15 protein-coding genes and 4 pseudogenes are annotated in these 20,225 nt (G+C 38.5%); 15 read left to right on the forward strand and 4 right to left on the reverse strand.

Annotated elements, in window-relative coordinates:
- Positions 1-79: 79 nt before the first annotated feature.
- Positions 80-1,480, reverse strand: coding sequence for a C1 family peptidase (locus tag EJF25_RS06800; RefSeq protein ID WP_125040616.1), 1,401 nt, complete (start codon positions 1,478-1,480; stop codon positions 80-82).
- A 217-nt stretch (positions 1,481-1,697) separates the two neighbouring features.
- Here EJF25_RS06800 and EJF25_RS06805 point away from each other — a divergent pair, with 217 nt between their 5' ends.
- The 7 genes from EJF25_RS06805 to EJF25_RS06835 all read left to right on the forward strand — a co-directional run bounded on the left by EJF25_RS06805 (position 1,698) and on the right by EJF25_RS06835 (position 10,828).
- Positions 1,698-2,744, forward strand: a complete 1,047-nt coding sequence (locus tag EJF25_RS06805; protein WP_125040617.1) for an acyltransferase family protein — start codon at positions 1,698-1,700, stop codon at positions 2,742-2,744.
- An 85-nt stretch (positions 2,745-2,829) separates the two neighbouring features.
- Entirely contained in the window at positions 2,830-4,101 is a 1,272-nt protein-coding gene (locus EJF25_RS06810; RefSeq protein ID WP_200832879.1) for a BamA/TamA family outer membrane protein, read from the forward strand.
- A 123-nt stretch (positions 4,102-4,224) separates the two neighbouring features.
- Entirely contained in the window at positions 4,225-4,974 is a 750-nt protein-coding gene (locus EJF25_RS06815) for a TolC family protein (protein WP_125040618.1), read from the forward strand.
- Between the two features lie 9 nt (positions 4,975-4,983).
- A complete protein-coding gene (locus EJF25_RS06820; RefSeq protein WP_125040619.1) occupies positions 4,984-7,215 on the forward strand; it encodes a GumC family protein in 2,232 nt (743 codons plus the stop codon).
- Complete coding sequence (locus EJF25_RS06825; protein ID WP_125040620.1) at positions 7,205-8,695, forward strand: O-antigen ligase family protein; 1,491 nt, start codon at positions 7,205-7,207, stop codon at positions 8,693-8,695. The genes EJF25_RS06820 and EJF25_RS06825 overlap by 11 nt, the downstream gene beginning before the upstream one ends.
- 3 nt (positions 8,696-8,698) lie before the next feature.
- Positions 8,699-9,604 (forward strand): glycosyltransferase family 2 protein, encoded by a 906-nt coding sequence (locus EJF25_RS06830; protein ID WP_125040798.1) that lies wholly within the window; start codon positions 8,699-8,701, stop codon positions 9,602-9,604.
- Positions 9,605-9,628: 24 nt separating this feature from the next.
- Positions 9,629-10,828, forward strand: coding sequence for a glycosyltransferase family 2 protein (locus EJF25_RS06835; protein ID WP_200832881.1), 1,200 nt, complete (start codon positions 9,629-9,631; stop codon positions 10,826-10,828).
- 102 nt (positions 10,829-10,930) lie between these two features.
- On the opposite strand, the pseudogene EJF25_RS06840 reads toward EJF25_RS06835, so the two are convergent.
- Both EJF25_RS06840 and EJF25_RS25525 read right to left on the reverse strand, forming a co-directional pair.
- A pseudogene (locus EJF25_RS06840) lies at positions 10,931-11,324 on the reverse strand (N-acetylmuramoyl-L-alanine amidase).
- Between the two features lie 173 nt (positions 11,325-11,497).
- Positions 11,498-12,045 (reverse strand): annotated as a pseudogene (locus tag EJF25_RS25525) (HU family DNA-binding protein).
- A gap of 232 nt (positions 12,046-12,277) precedes the next feature.
- Between EJF25_RS25525 and EJF25_RS06850 the strand changes: the two are divergent.
- A pseudogene (locus EJF25_RS06850) lies at positions 12,278-12,523 on the forward strand (DUF4248 domain-containing protein).
- Positions 12,524-12,623: 100 nt separating this feature from the next.
- Here the strand turns inward: EJF25_RS06850 and EJF25_RS06855 are convergent.
- Positions 12,624-12,908: pseudogene (locus EJF25_RS06855) on the reverse strand (DNA primase); the annotation flags it as partial.
- Between the two features lie 16 nt (positions 12,909-12,924).
- On the opposite strand from EJF25_RS06855, the gene EJF25_RS06860 reads away from it, so the two are divergent.
- The 7 genes from EJF25_RS06860 to EJF25_RS06890 all read left to right on the forward strand — a co-directional run bounded on the left by EJF25_RS06860 (position 12,925) and on the right by EJF25_RS06890 (position 20,225).
- Positions 12,925-13,281, forward strand: coding sequence for a hypothetical protein (locus EJF25_RS06860; RefSeq protein ID WP_125040622.1), 357 nt, complete (start codon positions 12,925-12,927; stop codon positions 13,279-13,281).
- A 154-nt stretch (positions 13,282-13,435) separates the two neighbouring features.
- The gene (locus EJF25_RS06865) at positions 13,436-14,551 is read left to right on the forward strand and encodes a glycosyltransferase family protein (RefSeq protein ID WP_125040623.1); all 1,116 of its coding nucleotides are present in this window, start codon (positions 13,436-13,438) and stop codon (positions 14,549-14,551) included.
- A gap of 39 nt (positions 14,552-14,590) precedes the next feature.
- On the forward strand, positions 14,591-15,550 hold the full coding sequence (locus EJF25_RS06870) for a glycosyltransferase (RefSeq protein ID WP_125040624.1): 960 nt from the start codon (positions 14,591-14,593) through the stop codon (positions 15,548-15,550).
- Complete coding sequence (locus EJF25_RS06875) at positions 15,550-17,004, forward strand: lipopolysaccharide biosynthesis protein (protein ID WP_125040625.1); 1,455 nt, start codon at positions 15,550-15,552, stop codon at positions 17,002-17,004. Before EJF25_RS06870 ends, EJF25_RS06875 begins: the two co-directional genes overlap by 1 nt.
- A gap of 29 nt (positions 17,005-17,033) precedes the next feature.
- A complete protein-coding gene (locus tag EJF25_RS06880; RefSeq protein ID WP_125040626.1) occupies positions 17,034-18,164 on the forward strand; it encodes a glycosyltransferase family protein in 1,131 nt (376 codons plus the stop codon).
- Positions 18,161-19,312 (forward strand): glycosyltransferase family 4 protein, encoded by a 1,152-nt coding sequence (locus EJF25_RS06885; protein ID WP_125040627.1) that lies wholly within the window; start codon positions 18,161-18,163, stop codon positions 19,310-19,312. The genes EJF25_RS06880 and EJF25_RS06885 overlap by 4 nt, the downstream gene beginning before the upstream one ends.
- A gap of 1 nt (position 19,313) precedes the next feature.
- Positions 19,314-20,225 carry an SP_1767 family glycosyltransferase gene (locus tag EJF25_RS06890; protein WP_125040628.1) on the forward strand — a complete coding sequence of 304 codons (912 nt, stop codon included), beginning with the start codon at positions 19,314-19,316 and terminating at the stop codon, positions 20,223-20,225.

Here is a 20,225-nt window from a genome sequence, read left to right on the forward strand (position 1 = left end):
CTCACCAAATCTTCAACCACAGAAGTTAATATCACAATTATGTATTACTAATAGAATCAAGTATGCAACAGAGAAGAAATTATTCTTCTCCGGCAAACATTGGATCCCAGGCAGGAAGACGTATAGGCTTCTGCTTCAGTATTTCAAGAGCTTCTGGAGTCGCAAATTTCGTTTCTACGACCAGACGGAACATATATTCATTGAACCATTCGTCAGTCATAATAAGATGTCCCTGATAGCCAGAACCAACTCCCCAACTATTTTCAACCATCCACTTGGTCGGCTTTCCATTTTTATCGAGATCTACAGCCATGAGAGTCATAGCATGACTGGAACCACTATCAAAGGTTTGAATACGTTGTTTCTTATCCATACCAAAAGAAGTCCCCATCAGAGATTCATAATCATAGTTTTTAACGTCAAGAAGGCCACGATCAGAATTCAGACATTTGCCTACATCACAAGAAAAGTACATCATAGTGCTATCCTTTAAGGAAGCAATTGCCATTTCCTTAATATCCTCGATCGGAAGATTCACATATTTCCAGTTAGTTCCGTCGTAACGATGCCGATCATAATCTATTTCGTAGCACTTATAATACTCGCGACTTGGATCGTTCATTAACATTACATAGTTACCGATTAAGTTTTCATCGCCAAACTTCTTCAGGAAAGACAGCGGAGTATATGTAGCCGTCTCAACAGCTTCACCTTTTGAGTTATATTGTGTCCATGTAAATTCAGTGGGAGGGACACCAAGATTCAGGACTAACATACGGTATATAGTACCTAGCATTTCCGTTTTAGCTTTTTTCAAAGCAGCAGGTTTAGCACCTTTTGACACCATGTCCCGAAGCTGCAATCCTTGTTCACGAAGCTTTAAAGTAATCAATCCTGCCATACGGGAAGTATTTTCACTGCTATTTGTTTCAGGCATCACTTCTTTGGGAACCAAGCCGTATTTGCTTACAATGTCTGCAACTCCTGTAAATGTACCTCCATCACTCAAAGGATGGTTAAAGAGCCATTCCACCATTTTATCGTTCATCGGTTTATCACTGGTGTCAATAATACCTTGTAAGAAAAGGTTTGCTTTTTCCAGTTGGTCAAAGAAGAAAGGATAAATCTGCGAAAATTCGAAAGAGCCAAGGTTATATTTAGCAATGGTTTTGGCGCGCATCACATTTAGCCCGGTGAAAAGCCAGCAACGTCCTGATGACTTCTGATCAGTAATACCTTTAGAAGACACTTTGATGGAAAAATGCGTATCCATACCTTTTAAATTATCCTGATTCAAAGCTAGCTTACGGATGTCGTTACTACCGATAGCGTTTCGGATTGCTTTATCAGCGGATGTTTCTTGATAAGTTTGTTTGATCTGCTGCATCATAGCATCGCTGATACCGCCTTTTCCTCCTTGTGCTTGTGCAGAATAATAAAGAGCACATAAAACAAATACAGATAAAATTCGTTTATTCATAACTTTAATATACTATTTATACTATTATCATCTTTACTTTTTGTGAACGTAAACTGTATGTTTGCAAAGATCACTGAATAATCAGACATATGCAAAAGATTTCAAAAGAAATATAGTTTAATGAATTAAAGAAATGATCTTCAAAAAGAACACACAAAAGGATAAATATAACAAATAGTTTATATATTTGCATCCTAAACAAAACAATCATACAAAGATGTCAAACATAAATTCAACACGATACAATTGGGTAGATTGGTGTAAATCCATTGCCATTTTTTTAGTCATTTGGGGCCATTTGCCTATGCATTCCATAGCTATATCAATAATCTATTCTTTTCATATGCCATTGTTTTTTCTTATATCTGGATATTTATATAAACCTCAAAAAACAGCAAAAGAAGAATTCAAAAAAGATTTCAAGACCTTATTTGTACCCTATTTAATCTATCAACTCATTTTTTATCCATATTGGATAGTAAAAGAATCTTTAGTCTTTCATCAATCATTCACTGTATATGACAGTATTATACGTCCAATTATTCAGTCATTGGTTTCAGATGCAATTAATGGACCTACGTGGTTTATATATTGTTTATTAGCATTCAAGATATATGCTTACTGTATACAAAAAAAAGGATCACTGTCTGTTCCACTTACATGTTTCAGTTGCATACTCTCAATACTCATATGCTTCTGGTTAAACAACAGATCTCTTTACGTAACTTATGCAATACACCATTTTTTCACTTTGCTAATATTCTTCTTTGCAGGACAAGCTTTAAAACACATCAATCTAAAATATATTTCAGATTCCTTATATAAAAGTATTATTTGGCTTTTATTCTTTACCATCATATTTGGTATATTAATCCGGACAGGATATAATTCTAGTTATACAACGTTATTAGAATCAGTCAAATTCTATACATTAGGTTTCACAGGGAGTGGCATGATACTAGGCGTTGGATTTATATTAAACCGTATTAATTCCAAAGTCATATATAATATTTCCATAGGAACCATGGTTATTTTGGGGATACACTGGATGTTGATTGGAGTCCTCAATTTCTCCATTGAGAAATATCTACATTTATCCGAGGATATTTCATACTCGACTTCTACAGCATTTTTTATAAGTGTAGCCATTACGATAATAATGTATCCAACGATTCTATTTTGTAAAAAACACCTACCTATATTATTAGGAAAAGGCTTTTCCTTCAATAAATGTAGAAAGCTTATTAATTCACCTTCAGTCTAACTTTTTTAGATTTATTATCTATGACAATAAAAACTAATCAAAATAAAATAGTTTCCTTTGCAGCCGAATTACTCAATGAGACAATATGAAGAAATATATAGTAGCTGTATTGATGATGTTCCTAGTCACCAATATTACATTAGCCCGGACCACCGATATAACAGTAGAAGGCAATGAACAACAAGAAATAACGACACACCTCAACAACGTCATTTCAAGTAATGACATTGTAGTTCTGGCAGACACTACTCCTATTCTTTCGAAACGTGCATTACGACGTCAGCGTGTGGCAAAACGGAATCTTCATTATAATATATTAGGTGGCCCCAGTTACACTCCAGACTTCGGTTTATTAGTAGGTGGTAGCGCATTGATGACATTTCGAATGAACCCAAGTGACACAACCCAACGACGTTCAGTAGTCCCCATGGCAATCGCCCTCATGTTCAAAGGAGGATTAAACCTGATGACCAAACCACAACTTTTCTTCAAGGGCGACCGTTTCCGTATCTTTGGAACTTTCTCATACAAAAATACATTAGAGAATTTTTATGGCATCGGATATACGACCAATAAGGATTACGAGCGTGGAAAAGAGACAAGCGAATACCGTTATAGTGGTATTCAGGTGAATCCTTGGTTCCTGTTCCGTTTAGGAAAAAGTGATTTCTTTGCAGGTCCTCAAATTGATTTCAATTATGACAAAATTACCAAACCTGCCCCTGGATTGGTAGAACAACCTTCATACATAGCAGCAGGAGGCACAGAACAAGGTTATAGTAATCAAAGTTCCGGTTTGGGGTTCTTACTGACGTACGATACACGAGATATTCCAGCGAATGCATACAAAGGTATTTACCTTGATTTTCGTGGCATGATGTACAACAAAGCTTTTGGTGGAGACAATAATTTCTATCGTTTAGAAATCGACTATCGTCAGTATAAAAGTTTCGGACGCCGCAGAGTTCTTGCCTGGACAGCACAAACAAAAAATGTATTCGGTAATGTACCTTTAACAAAGTATGTTCTTAGTGGTACTCCATTCGATCTTCGTGGCTATTATATGGGCCAATATCGTGACAAGTCATCACATGTGGTAATGGCAGAATACCGTCAAATGATTAATACAGACAAAAGCACTTGGATGAAGAAAATGCTAAGCCACGTAGGATATGTGGCATGGGGCGGATGTGGTTTTATGGGGCCTACTCCAGGCAAAATTGAAGGTGTACTACCTAATCTTGGAGTCGGTTTACGCATTGAGGTACAGCCCCGTATGAACGTTCGTCTAGACTTTGGCAGAAACATGGTGAATAAGCAAAGCCTGTTCTATTTTAACATGACCGAAGCTTTTTAACCTAACATATCCTTATAATCTACACAATTTTTGCAAAAATAAAGTAGAAAAACATCGCTCAATGAACTTAATTGTTACCTTTGTATATTCGAAAACAAACAAAAACAAAGACATAAGTTCATTATGAAGCATTTTAAGATTCCTATCATTATAACATTGCTACTGATAATTCCCATAAAAAGTATCATAGCACAGGAAGTGAGTGACTACACAAAGTTGGAACCTCAGGATTATTCTAAAATCACCCTTCCACCTTTAGACCTTCTTTTTGAGAATGCCAAAAGTGCTCCCACCTATGAGTTGGCAGCCGTACAAGAACAAATAGAACGAAAATTACTCGCAAAAGAAAAACGCGCCATCCTTAGTTTTTTCAGTTTGCGTGGCAGTTATCAATATGGTATGTTCGGTAATGAATCCACATTTACTGATGTAACTATTGCCCCCTATCTTAGTTATTCCACACAAGCACAGAATGGATATACAATAGGTGCAGGAGTCAATATCCCGTTAGATGGTCTATTTGATTTAACCGCGCGGGTAAAACGTCAAAAGTTAAGTGTACGTACAGCAGAACTTGAAAAAGAAGCCAAGTTTGAAGAAATGAAAAAAGAAATTATACTATTATATGCAACTGCCACTTCACAACTAAATATATTAAAGTTAAATGCCGAAGCCCTTATTTTGGCTAATGTTCAGTACGGTATATCCGAAAAGAATTTTGCTAACGGTACTATCGACTCTAATGATCTATCTTCTGAGAAATCCCGGCAATCAGTAGCACAGGAGAAATTTGAAAATAGCAAATCCGAACTCACAAAGAGCTTGATGGTACTTGAAGTAATTACACGTACCCCCATCCTCAAAAACAAATAAAACTTATTTATGGAATACATACTTTACATCACCAGGTTCTTATACCGTATTCGTTGGTGGCTAATCATTGGTACAATCCTTATAACATCCGCTACTTGGTGGTTGGGAAAGCAAATGATAGGTAGGAACTACCATACAGAAGCGACACTCTACACAGGAATCGCTTCAGGATATAGTATGGAAGGTGGAGGTAGCAAAGTAGACTGGGCAACCGCACAGAATGCTATGGATAATCTGATGAATATCATTAAATCAGAAAGTACATTGAAACGAGTATCTATGCGTTTATATGCACGTAGCCTGATAAATGGTGATCCCCATAAAGACAATGAATACATCAAAGCAAATAATTACAACCGGATTTATAACCACTTGAGTCAAAGTCCTAATGGAAAAGAAATACTTGCTTTGATAGATAAAAGCAGCGAAGACAAGACTGTGGAAAATTTCTACAAATATTTAAAGCCGACTCAATCTAACTACCTATATGGTATCTTTTATTACAACTTACATCATTATTGCTATAATGAACTTAAAAATATACAAGCAGCTCGTAAAGGGGCTAGTGATCTGATAGAAATAAGCTATGAAGCAGATGATCCGGGCATTGCATACAATACGATCGACATTCTTACCAAAGAATTTGTAAATGAATATCGTGCCCTACGTTATGCCGAGACTGATAAGGTAATTGAATATTTCAACAGTGAACTCAAACGAATTGGAAAGGAACTTCGTATAAATGAAGACTCCTTGACAAAATATAATGTAGATAAGCGTATCATTAATTATTATGATGAAACTAAAGAGATTGCTGCTATAAATAAAGAATTCGAATTACGTGAACAAAATGCATATATAGAAGTTAATAGCGCAAAAGCTATGCTAAGCGAACTAGAAACACACATGAACAGTAACGCAAAGCAAGTACTCAATAATATTCTGTTTTTGAACAAGTTGAATGAAGCATCTTCACTTACAGGAAAAATATCAGAAATGGAAACAGTCTCCGGTGGTGAGACCTCCAAACAGAAAGAAATACTTAAAAGCTATAAAGACAGTCTGACAATAGTTCGTAAAGAGTTATCTAATTTATCGGATAAATATGTAGAACATCGATACACCAAAGAAGGGGTGTCCAAGAACAATATCATTGAACAATGGTTGGAGCAAACTTTAAAATTCGAGAAAGCCAAATCTGATTTACAAATTATTCAAGAAAGCCAAAGAGCACTAGATGAAAGGTATAAGTTTTATGCTCCTGTGGGTTCTACTATCAAACGTAAAGAGCGTAATATAAATTTCATAGAACAGAATTACTTATCGGTGCTCAAGAGTTATAATGATGCTCTTATGCGAAGGAAGAATCTGGAAATGACATCAGCAACACTAAAGGTTCTGAATACTCCGGCCTATCCAATCAATCCAATGCCCACTCAATTGAGAAAGATAGTAATGGCAACCTGCGCTGGCACTTTTTTGTTCATATTAGGATTCTTCCTTATTCTTGAACTTTTAGACCGTACTTTACGTGACTCTATTCGTACCCGTCGACTTGTTGGTCTTCCATTACTGGGTGCTTTCCCTAAAAACTCTATTTTAGAATATCATGGTCAAGTTGAAAAGGCTCAAAACATTGCCAGCAAGCAATTAAGTAGTAGTATTTTGCAATTCTGCAATGAAAAGAAAGAAGGATTACCGTATATAATCAATTTTATTAGCACAGAAGGTGATGAAGGTAAGAGTAAACTTATTGATGAGCTGAAAGTATATTGGAGCAATATCGGTTTAAAAGTAAGAACGGTGATTGGGGGGAAAGATTTTAATCCCTCTTCTCGTGAATTTTACCTTGCTAAAAGTATCACCGACTTTTACATTCCGGAAGAAGAAGATATATTACTTGTTGAATACCCCAATTTGCGTGAAATCAATATTGCACCGGAGTTATTACAAGAAGCAAACCTGAATATAGTAGTTGCCAGAGCTGATCGTGGCTGGAAAGAAACTGATAAGCTATTAGTCGAGAAACTACAAAAACAAGTTGTACAAACACCTCTTTATGTATATCTAACTTATGCATCACGTAATGTTGTAGAAGATTTCACTGGTATGTTACCGCCTTATTCAATATGGAGAAAAATGGTTTACCGCTTATCTCAATTGGCATTGACCGAAAGTGTCTCAACATTGTTTAAAAGAAAGGAACAAGCAAAGGAAGCAACCAACGAAGATGATGATTGACAAGAAAAAATACGGTGAAAATTTAATAGCAATGGGCAACTTTTTTGCCAGTAAAGGATGGGTGTATTTAGTACTGTTAGGAGGTTTATATGTTTTATATAAAGCTATTTTTCGTACATCTACTCCTATTTTTCTAGCATTTAGCCTGTTACCGTTAGCCTTTTTCTTTTTTTTATTAATAATCAAATATTCCAAACAAGGTTTTTATACTTTATTTATCATTCAGTTTCTGATAGCAATAATTGGTATAGTGATAATAATACCAATAGGGATAAGCACATTAGTATCTACGTTGTTCGTAGCAGTCTTGGTCATTTCATATTCAATGTACCAGAAAATAGACTGGAACGAAAGTCGTAATGGCATGTTCTGGCTCTTTTTGATATTGGGGTTGTATTATATATTAGAAATTGCCAATCCAAACAATGTTCAAGCAGCTTGGAATGTCTCTATCACTCACTACTTTGTTTATCCACTGATATGCGCTGTATTGGTTCCATTAGCTATCCGTGACATTAAAGGAATCCAATGGCTATTAATTATCTGGTCTATATTCATCCTGATAGCTGCTGCTAAAGGATATTGGCAGAAAAATTACGGTTTTAATGAACGCGAACAATACTTCTTATTTGTATTAGGAGGCGCCAAAACGCATATTATTTGGTCTGGTATCCGCTATTTCTCATTGTTCAGTGATGCAGCAAATTTTGGTGTACATATGGCTTTAGCCATTCCTCTTTTTGGAATATCCTTACTTTATGTGAAAAATAAGTGGTTGAAAGTTTATTTTGCATTCATTGTTATAGCGGCGGTTTATGGTATGGGTATCTCCGGAACTCGTTCTGCGATTGCTGTCCCTGTAGGCGCATTAGGGCTTTTCATTATTCTCTCTCGTAATATAAAAATTAGTATTGCAGGAATCTCAGTTTTAGCATTGGTATTTATGTTCTTCTTGTTTACCGATATCGGTGATAGTAATCAATACATACGTAAGATGCGTACAGCTTTCCGTCCTTCCGAAGATGCTTCTTATCTTCTGCGTGTAGAAAACCGAAAAAAGATGAGAGAACTGATGGTTCATAAACCTTTCGGTTACGGAGTAGGATTATCTAAAGGTGAACACTTTCACCCCAAAGAACGCATGCCCTACCCGCCCGATTCATGGCTTGTATCGGTATGGGTGGAGACAGGAATAGTTGGGCTCATACTTTATCTCGTTATTCATGGCACTCTTTTCGCATGGTGCTCTTGGATACTGATGTTTAAAATAATAAACAAACAATTACGCGGATTGCTTACCGCATGGCTTTGCATGGCAGCGGGATTCTTCCTGTCGGCCTATACCAATGATGTGATGCAATACCCCAATACCATACCCATATACACTGCTTTCGCCCTCTGCTTCGCAGGACTACATATCGACAAACGGATACAGCAAGACAAGGGAAAGACACAGAAAGTAAAAACAACAAATAGATAAATGATGACCGACAGACCTCAAATCTCTTTTATTACCATCTGCTACAATGGTTTCAACGATACCTGCGAACTAATAGAATCTTTAGAAAAGAATATTCACTCCGTAAGTTATGAAATCATCGTTGTAGATAATGCATCACGTGCAGATGAAGCGATTGCGATCAGTAAATGTTATCCGAATGTTATCACTTTACGGAGCAAGGCCAACTTAGGATTCTCTGGAGGCAACAACCTCGGTATCCGCATTGCAAAAGGAAAATACATTTTCCTAATCAACAACGACACATACATCGAAACAGACGGATTCCACTCCCTAGTAGAACGTCTTGAAAGCCGTCCGGAAATAGGTGCTGTCTCCCCAAAGATACGTTTTGCTTTTCCACCACAAAACATACAATTTACGGGATTCACTCCACTGACACCCATCACTCTGCGCAACAGTCCTATCGGCTTCGGACACATTGATGATGGACGTTTCGACACCCCGCACCCTTCTCCTTATTTACATGGAGCCGCCATGATAATAAAACGAGAAGTGATTGAAAAGGTAGGATTGATGCCGGAAATATATTTTTTATATTACGAAGAGATGGATTGGTGTACCCAGATGACTAATGCCGGCTACGAACTATGGTATGAACCCCGTTGCACCATTTTCCATAAAGAAAGCCAAAGCACCGGACAACTTAGTAAACTACGTACTTACTACATGACGCGCAATCGTCTACTCTACGCCCGGCGCAACCGTACAGGATCTCATCGACTACTGTCTATACTTTATCAATCTACCATAGCCGCCGGAAAGAACAGTCTCCAGTTTGCCTTGAAAGGCCATTTCGACCTATTTTTCGCTGTATGGAAAGGAATTATAGGAGGTGTTTTCCTTACACCTCCTACAATAACAAAATAAAACAACACTCAATTAAGAACAACTATGCATATATTTACCTTGATCGACTGGATACTCTTTAGTTTGTTAGCACTCTGCGTTTTTTATTTACTATTCTACGCAATTGCTTCCAAATTTTACCGTCCGCGCAAATTCTCCATAGCCAAGACACAGCGCCGTTTTTTGGTACTATTTCCCGCATACAAAGAAGATCGCGTAATTGTATCCACCGTCCGCAGTTTCCTCAAGCAGGAATATCCACAAGATAAATTCGACATTGTTGTCATTTCAGACCAAATGCAACCAGCCACCAACGACACCTTACAAGCACTCCCCATCCAGCTACAAACAGCTGACTACGCCAATAGCTCCAAAGCTAAAGCGTTATCATTGGCAATGGATATCACCATGGATAAGAATCACGACATAGTTGTCATAATGGATGCCGATAATCTTACTACCCCAAATTTCCTGGCAGAAATCAACTGTGCATTCGAAAGCGGATGCCGTTCAATACAAGCACGACGAACAGGTAAAAACTTAAATACAGACATTTCTATTTTAGATGCAGTCAGCGAAGAGATCAATAATGGATTTTTCCGTAGTGGACACAATGCAGTTGGTCTATCAGCCGGTCTGACCGGTTCAGGAATGGCTTTTGATGCGGATTGGTTCCGCCAAAATGTAAAGCATCTGCAAACCTCCGGAGAAGACAAAGAATTGGAAGCATTGTTACTAAAACAACGAGTTCATACCGAATATTTGGCACAACTCTCCGTATATGATGAAAAAACGCAGAAGAAGGAAGCAATCAAGAATCAACGTAAACGCTGGATCGCCGCTCAATACGGAGCATTACGCGCTTCATTGCCAAATTTTCCGAAAGCATTTCTACATGGCAATGTTGATTATTGCGACAAAATACTTCAATGGATGTTACCACCTCGCTTAGTACAATTAGCAGGGGTTTTCGGCTTCACTTTTCTGATTACTGTCATTTGTATATGGATAAGTCTTCAAAATGAGAGCAATGAATGGTATATTGGAATAAAATGGTGGTTACTTTCAGTAGCCCAAGTCATTGCAATGATACTTCCTATGCCCAGAAAGTTATTTAATAAAAAACTAGGAAAAGCCATCATGCAAGTACCAACATTGGCACTCATCATGATAGCTAATCTGTTTAAGCTCAAAGGAGCCAACAAGAAATTTATACATACAGAGCATGGAGAGGAAAAAGAATAATCTCATGCGATCAATCGGTTACTATTAAGAGTCGCATTGCCTTGTGTTCTTTCTCAACAAATCCAAATATTCTTTTACATTGAAATATGGACATGCCTTAATTCACTCTTCCGGTTCAATCTCCCCATTCAGATCAGGACTTAAGTCCCGATGTCCACAACACAACAACCGGAATAATCACGCAGAAGCGTAAGAATGAGCACCCAAAGTGAATGTTTCTGCCATTCGGTACGAGTATCAGACGAATGCCCATGACAATTGGGCCTACCTTCGTAGCAGATACCAATACTTGTCAGATTGTGTCCTTTCACGTGAGCCCCGCGGTCCTCTCTAGCGAACGAGTAGTTTTGATATCTCCATTTTTACGAATATAAAAATGATAACTGATACCGTTGAACCCACGCCTTCGGTGGCACACTTCAAGATCCTATTCTGTAAAATCCCTGTCCGCCCTTAAGGCGGAACAGTGAATCACAATCAGGTCAATCTTCTTCATCGACCTGCCCTTTCATTCTTTTACTTTTTCTCTTTCTGCGAAAGAAAAAAATACTTCCAATACGATACCAAAATCTTATTAATCATCATCTTTCTGTTTTTATGAACGTTTTATAAATACCGTCAGCTGAAAGGGAAACGGGCCCATCTCCCCCTTCCAACAAACATTTATGACTAAAGAGTAGGATACGGAGATTCTCCATCATCGGATCCCCCACCTTCATTGCCACCTCCACCTTCAGAAGCGGATTTACCGGCAGAGATCAGTTCAAACATCACGTTATTTTTCCACCACGAGTAGTAGCAGTACTGTTATTAGCAAGACGCAATGAATTATCTATCTTGAAACGAACATTGACACGAGTAATATTCTTCACCGTACAATCTTTGGCTGCTTCCACTCTAGGACAGGTAAGCGTCGTATAAAAAATCCCTAATCCATCCACTTTCACTTTATTACCTGCCACAAGCACCTTCTTCATCGAACAGACAAAGGATTTCATAACGTGCACCACGTCCTCTACCGAAAGAAAAACAATAGATTCTATTTCACAAGCCAATGACTCAATGGAATAGATTTTCGACTCTCCCAACTTGAGCTTGAGAGCAAATACCATCGGCAATTCCTTATCGCTAATCTGTTTTCTGTGCTGATAACGCACTACGGAACTGTTACCATATAAAAATGTTTTAAGAAAAGAAGGATATTCTTCCTTTCTGATGATAAAACAAAGGTACAACAACCTGCCATTCGTCTTCGGAATAATACCGGGCTAAGCCTGACTACACAGAATTAAACAGGATTAAAGAATACATAGCAAAGAGTCATAGAAACCTCAGATAAAAAACAACAGAATACTTTTCATTTCCTATAAATTCACTCTCTCCGCCCTTGTATATTCCAGTAAAAAAGCGTAACTTTATAGCATTATAACAAACTAATTAGGTGAATAAATGAAAGCAACTAATCTCACACAAGAATACCGGAAAGAGAAAAGATTCAACTACCGAAGCTACAAAAAGGAGAACTGGTACAGCTATACCCTCCCAATATAAAGCAACAAAGCGCAGTAGAACGATTTAATAATATGGATAGAAACCTCCCCCGGATTAAAAGAACGGCTTATAGCTACCGAAATGAACGTCAAAAGCAGATATTACACTCCGGCACAAGTACGCCTTATAATAGAATTCCCATAAGAACCTTAGTCCAAAGAATAAAAAATAACATGAATCTGCTATTGAAGCAAGCTTTTATTTAACCCATTATTACCCAGTTATCAGTTAAATGATAAAAGAGTTATTCATTTGTCCAGTCCTCACTAAACAATTCCTTCTCCGACAACCAACAAGTATTATCGAACTCTGTATCACCGACTCGCCTGTCGGGTGGAACCGCAAAGTCTTTCGATTTCACAGAAGGCGAATAACGCCCATTGACCGGATCATAAACCAATGTAGCTATCCCTCTATGTCCCAAATGTTTGAATTTCCCCTTCTCCACATGTACACATGTCACTCCGAATTCATCATCTCGTTCAATAACCAGTCCGTAATCTGCTTTGTTATAAAAATCAGCAGAACCTACTTTTAGCCACAGGATGTATAATTCGGAAAATCCGTATGCTATCCTCCTTGTTTCACAACGAAGTCAATATGCGATCTTCTCTCAATTCGGGTACAAAATGGAGGCTGGAACACATGCGCAACTGTCACATACTGACACTTACGCCAAAGCATTCTTCCAACACTTTAAAGCATTAAAATGCATCTTCATGCTTCACTACCTCTATTATCAAGTCCATAAAGCAATACTCGAAGAAAAATGTATAGTGATGGAGCTAAAGAACTTCGAATACCTAGACAAATATGATCCGAAACAAGTCCTCTTTCTACAAGAATGTAACGACAAAGAAGAATTACTAAAACGACTCATCCAAGAACAGAAAATTCTCTAGATCAGTGGTAAACTAGTGGAACAACACAAGGAGAAAAAACGAAAAAAGAAAAAGCAAGACAAAAAGAATTGCACAAAAAAGAGGAAGTTATCATAACTTTTTCTATCTTTGTGTCAAGAGTATAAACTCGTCAAAACTAAGTTGAATAAAAAACATGAACGGTTGTAAAACGGACGATATAAGTATAAGAGCATTAATCATTTTTCGGGAAACCAGCGACACGGATAACCTTTTTGCACCTATATTGTGCGAGGCTATCCGGTTGACCGGCATTGATGTCCGATGTTCTACCGAAGAGTTTTGGGAGTCTGACACGACTTATGATATCATTCATTTTCAATGGCCCGAAGAAGTGGTAGGTTGGAACTGCAACGATCCTAACATTATTTCCCGTCTGAAAGAACGAATAGATTGGTGGCGTTCACAGGGAGCGCATTTTGTATACACTCGCCATAATATCTGTCCATCCTCTGCGAATGAAATCATTAGTCATGTTTATGAAATAATAGAAACAGAGAGTGACATTGTAGTACATATGGGACGCTACAGCCTTCATGAATTTACCCATGACCATCCCAATGACCGAAATGTCATTATCCCCCATCCTATTTACGAATATACATACCGGGAAGATATCAGTATAGAGCGGGCGCGTCAATATCTCAAAATGCCACAAAATGCGTTTATCGTTACTGCATTCGGAAAATTCCGTAATAATAAAGAAAGACGCATGACACTGGATGCATTCCGCAAGTGGAATAAAAACAATAAGTTATTGGTAGCTCCCCGTTTCTATCCTTTTTCAAGAATCAAAAAGTACGGTCGCAATTTCCTGAAACGTTGGGCCTCCCGTATAGGTTACTATCTGCTAATACCTTTACTTAACCGATGGCTGAATATACATGCCGGAGCTGAAGACGAAATAATAGACAATTGCGATTTGCCGTACTATATTGCTGCCAGTGACATAGTGTTTATCCAACGGAAAGACGCATTAAACTCGGCTATGGTCCCGCTCGCTTTTTTATATCATAAGGTAGTAGTAGGGCCTAATGTGGGAAATATCGGTGAGTTGCTATATGAAACAAGTAATCCATCCTTCAATCCTGATGACCTGCCAAGTATCGTGAAAGCGTTGGAAAAAGGAAATTTGCAGACTATCTGGTACAAAGGTGAAGGTAATTATTCGTACGCAATGGAACACATGAACATAAAAAAAATAGGAAAAGAGTACGCCCAGATTTACATGAACTTAACAAACAATAAATAAGCAGAAGCCATCTGAATGATGTGCAACTGATTAGTGAAAATGGAAAGCAATAAAATCAAAGTCAGTATTATCATACCCGTTTATAATACTGAAAAATATATCCGTCAAACAGTGGAAAGTATCATGAGCCAGACACTGAAGGAACTTGAAATCATTATCATCAATGATGGTTCGACGGACGAAAGCCTGAAAATCGTAGAAAAACTTGCCTTACAAGACAATCGTATACAGACATATTCACAAGCCAATCAGGGAGTATCCGTAGCCCGTAACGAAGGTATCGCACGTGCCCAAGGAGAATATATCTATTTTATGGATAGCGATGACTTGCTCGATACGGACGCTCTTGAAATGTGCTGTCATAAATGTGAAGAAGAAGAATTGGACTTTATCTTTTTTGATGCCCGTACTTTTCGAGAAGACAGTTTCACCAACACTCCCCAACTAAGTTATCAGCATACTGAAAAACTGGATGATAATAAAGTGTACAGTGGTATCGAGGTGCTCAAAATGCAATTGCAGAACTATGTTTTTACCCCTTCTCCTTGTCTCAATGTCATCCGCAGACAGTTTCTTGCCAATTGTCATCTACTGTTTTATCCGGGCATTGTGCATGAAGACCAATTATTCATGGTAAAACTTTACCTGCAAGCCCCCAAAGTAGCTTGTATTCGCCGAGCTTTTTTCCAACGTCGCCTACGAGAAAACTCTATAATGACAAGCAAATTTTCGTCCTATAATCTGAAAGGCTATCTTACCGTAACACATGAACTTCTGAACTTCAAAAAGCAAATTCAGAAGAAAGAAATTAAAGAAGTTATTGATCTGCACCTCTCACAAATGCTGAATGCTATCGCATGGCAAGCGCAAACACTTTCTCCGAGAAAACGTTTACATTTAGTACTCCGCTTTATTTTTCAGTATAAGCGATATGTATCAACCAGAGGTATAGCTGTCTTATTATTCAAACCATTTATCAAGCAACAATCTAACAAATAATGGCCAATAACATCAAGCAACAACTTTTTTCCGGTGTATTTTATACGGCTGTGGCCAAGTACAGTGGAATCATCATTTCACTCGTTGTAGCAGGCGTACTAGCACGTTTGCTTTCACCCGACGATTTCGGAATTGTAGCAATCGCCAGCGTCATTATCGCCTTTTTCAACCTTTTCACTGACATGGGGGTATCTGCCTCTATCGTGCAAAATAAATCATTGACAAAAGAAGAACTATCAGATATATTTTCGTTCACCGTATGGACGGGAATCGGAATCAGTATCTTATTTTTCACCGCATCGTGGCTCATTGCTGACTATTACAAAAGTGATATTCTACGGACACTTTGTCAGCTACTGGCAGTCAATTTGTTTTTTGCTTCAGCGAATATTGTTCCCGGGACGATGTTTTACCGGAATAAGGAGTTTAAATTCATCGCCATTCGGAGCTTTGTGATCCAAGTAGCAGGTGGCGCTGCCGCCGTAATTGCCGCTATCTATGGGGCAGGGCTCTATGCATTGATTATCAATCCGATATTATCTAGCATCCTGTTATTCGCCATTTCCTATCAGCGCTATCCCCAACGGCTACGTTTGACACTGGGAATGAAGGTGTTGCGGAAGATTTTCTCTTATTCCGCCTACCAATTCTTATTCAATATTATCAATTATTTCAGCCGTAACCTTGATAAATTACTTATAGGAAAATATATGAATATGTCTGCTCTGGGTTATTACGAGAAATCCTACCGGCTCATGATGCTTCCGTTACAGAATATCACACAAGTGATCACTCCTGTGATGCACCCGGTTTTCAGCGATTTTCAAAATGACAAAGAGCGTCTGGCATCCTCATACGAACGCATTGTACAGTTTTTGGCATTCATCGGTTTGCCATTGAGTATGCTGCTCTTTTTCACTGCTAAAGAAGTGACACTTATTATCTTCGGCGACCAATGGTTACCATCCGTTCCGGTATTCCAGATCTTATCACTCTCGGTAGGTATTCAAATTATACTTTCTTCTTCCGGCTCCATTTTTCAGGCATCAGGAGACACACGAAGCTTGTTTATCTGCGGAGTATTTTCGTCTATACTCAACGTGACAGGGATCTTGCTCGGAATCTTCTACTTCGGTACATTGACGGCAGTTGCCACTTGTATTACCGTCACATTTACAATCAACTTTGCACAATGCTTTTGGCAGATGTACCGAATTACCTTCCAAAGAAGCTTCTGGCAGTTCGTACGGCAACTCTTTTCGCCAATAGTAATCAGTTTATTAGTTGCGGCCTGCCTCTTGCCTCTAAATTATGCAATGGAAGGAATGAACATTTTTGTTACACTGATCGTGAAAAGTATAATTAGTTTTATTATCTTTGGAGAATATATACAATTGACGCATACTTATGACATTATAGGTAAAGCGAAAAGCATTTTGAAGAAAAAGAAATGATCTCATAATCAACAAAGGCAAACAAACAAATGAAAGCAATCTTCCTCATATTCCACGGTTTCGAAGAATCCAACGGAATCAGTAAGAAAATACGCTATCAAGTAAAAGCGCTTAAAGAGTGTGGAGTGGATGTACGTATCTGTTGGCTGGACGATACGGATAACCGGAAGCGCCGAATGGTGGACGATCTGGTTATAGAAAACTATGGAAATGGGATTAAAGGAAAAATACGGAAGCGTACCAATCTAGATTGTGTCTACCGATATGCAATGAAAGAAGGGATAGAAGTAGTCTATGTACGGTCGGACCATAATACGACTCCCTTCTTGATCAACCTTTACCGAAAGCTACGAAAAAAAGGAATAAAAATTGCTTTAGAAATACCAACTTATCCCTATGATCAAGAATATAAAGGGTTATCTTTTGGTTATCAACGAGTGCTGTGGATCGATAAATGTCTCAGGCACTTCATGGCTCATTATATAAATAAAATCGTTACTTTTTCCAATGATTCTTTTATTTTTGGGCGGCCCACTATTCAAATTTCCAATGGTATTGACTTTGACGTTGTTCCCTTAAAAAAACAACTACCGCACCCTTCCGAAAATGAGCTGCATCTAATAGCAGTTGCTACTATTCATCCCTGGCATGGTTTTGACCGCGCCATCTGTGGCTTGGCTGAATATTATCAGAGTAATGTTAATGCTACGCCCCCTCTCCGAGTATTTTTGCACATCGTAGGTGAAGGAGTGCCCGAAGTAGTAAGTAACTACCATCGTCTCACAAACGAAAATAATCTGCAAGAGTATGTTATTTTTCACGGTCCCCTGTTCGGTGGAGCTTTGAATGCTGTTTTCGACCAATGTGAGCTGGGAATCGGTAGTCTTGCAAGACACCGAAGCGGGATCACTCACTTACGTTCCCTAAAAAACAGGGAGTATGCTGCACGAGGTATCCCGTTTGCTTACTCCGAAATAGATGATGATTTTGAAGGAATGCCATATATACTCAAAATAAAACCAGATGAATCACCTCTTAACATAGCACAAATCATCCGTTTCCAACAAACAGTATCGATACCGCCGCACGAGATCAGGCAATCTATCGAACAGAGTCTATCATGGAAAGTACAAATGAATAAAGTTATAGACAGCCTATGAATAATTCAACCATTAAAATAGTATATTGCACCGATGACCTGTATGGTCCCGGAGGTATGCAGCGGGTACTGTCTTTGAAAGCCAGTTATCTGGCAGACGTATTAGGATATGATGTTACGATATGTCTGACAGAGGAAAAGGGACGTCCCCTCTTCTATCCCTTATCTTCCAAAGTACACGTAGTCAATTTTGACATCAACTTTTACCGGATGTACGACCATACACCGTTCCCATTAAAGGTTTTGAAATATAAACTTTATATGAGACGATATAAAAAGATGCTTTCACAAAAGCTGATGGAATTAAGACCGGATATCACTGTTTCCCTACTTAGAAAAGACATAAACTTTATCAACTCCATTAAGGACGGAAGCAAGAAAATAGGAGAAATACATTTCGATAAAAGTAATTACCGGATTTTCAACGGTCCGTTACCAGCTTTTATCTGCAATATGATCTCGCACCAATGGATGAAACAACTCATCAAGCAACTCAGAAAATTGGATACATTTGTCGTACTAACCAATGAAGACTTGGAAAATTGGACTGAACTGAACAACGTAATCTGTATCCACAATCCGGTTTCATTTGATAATATACCTGTACATTCCTCTTCGACCAGCAAACAAGTGATAGCTATCGGCAGATATACCTATCAAAAAGGAATTGATTTGCTTTTACAAGCTTGGCAAAAAGTAAGCCAACGCCATCCGGATTGGAAGCTACAAGTTTTTGGTGATGGGGCACGGGAGTCATACTTACAATTAGCGGAAGATTTAAATATAAACCACTCTTGCCATCTCAATCCTCCGACAAACAATATAACCGACAAACTGATCGAAAGTTCGATATTCGTTCTTTCGTCAAGATATGAAGGAATGCCAATGGTACTAGGCGAAGCTATGGCACACGGTTTACCTCCAGTGGCTTTTACCTGCCCCTGCGGTCCACGTGACATCATAATGGATGGAGAGGATGGGTTACTTGTTGAAAATGGGAATATCGATCAGTTAGCAGAAAAGATATGTTATCTCATCGAGCACGAAGATATCCGGAAAGAAATGGGGAAGAATGCCACACAGAATATCAAACGTTTCTACATTAAAAATATTATACCATATTGGGATGAACTCTTTAAAAAACAGTAAGATGAACGTTCGGCAACTCATACAAACACTTCGCTACAAGTTAAAATATGGCAGCACAGTAGAGTGGTATAACTTTTGGTATATCATTTTGCGAAAACGGCAAAATATCATTCCTAAAGTTACTTCTATCGACGAAACAATTAAGAAAATTATTACAAGCCATTGTTCAGTCAGCCGCTTTGGCGACGGAGAGCTTTTGCTCACTAATCCGAACAAAGAAATTGGCTTCCAGAAAGGAAATCAGCAGTTGGCTCAGAGATTGAAAGAAGTGCTAACGAGCCATGAAGAAGGGCACATTGTATGTATATCTGATGTTTTTGAGAACTTATACCGTTACAATCGGAAAAGCCGCCGGTTCTGGAGAACTCATTTTTTCCTGTACGGTTCCTACTGGGATGAGTTCCTCACTCCCGGACAAACTTACTATAATACCTTTGTCACACGTCCTTATATGGATTTCGCACAAAAAGAGGATTCTGCACGTTGGTTTCGTGCTATGAAAGGCATTTGGAATGACAGAGATATCGTTTTCATTGAAGGGGAAAAAAGTCGGTTGGGAGTCGGTAATAATCTGTTTGACAATGTTCGGAGTATCCGCCGGATTCTTTGTCCGACAAAAGATGCATTCGACCGTTACGATAAAATCCTGAAAGAAGCCAGAAAGTTGGAAAAGGGGGTTCTTTTTCTTATCGCTCTAGGTCCCACAGCTACAGTATTGGCGTACGATCTGTCGCGAGCTGGCTATCAGGCAATTGATGCGGGACACGTAGATGTAGAATACGAATGGTGGCGAATGAGAGCCAAAAGAAAAGTGAAACTGGAACGAAAATACGTGAACGAGGCTGCCGACGGAAAGCAGGTTGCCGACGCAGGTGAAGAATATAGCAAACAAATTATTGCTAAAATAAGCTGA

The sequence above is a fragment of the Bacteroides faecalis genome (assembly GCF_003865075.1).
In the GTDB taxonomy this organism is placed as follows: domain Bacteria; phylum Bacteroidota; class Bacteroidia; order Bacteroidales; family Bacteroidaceae; genus Bacteroides; species Bacteroides faecalis.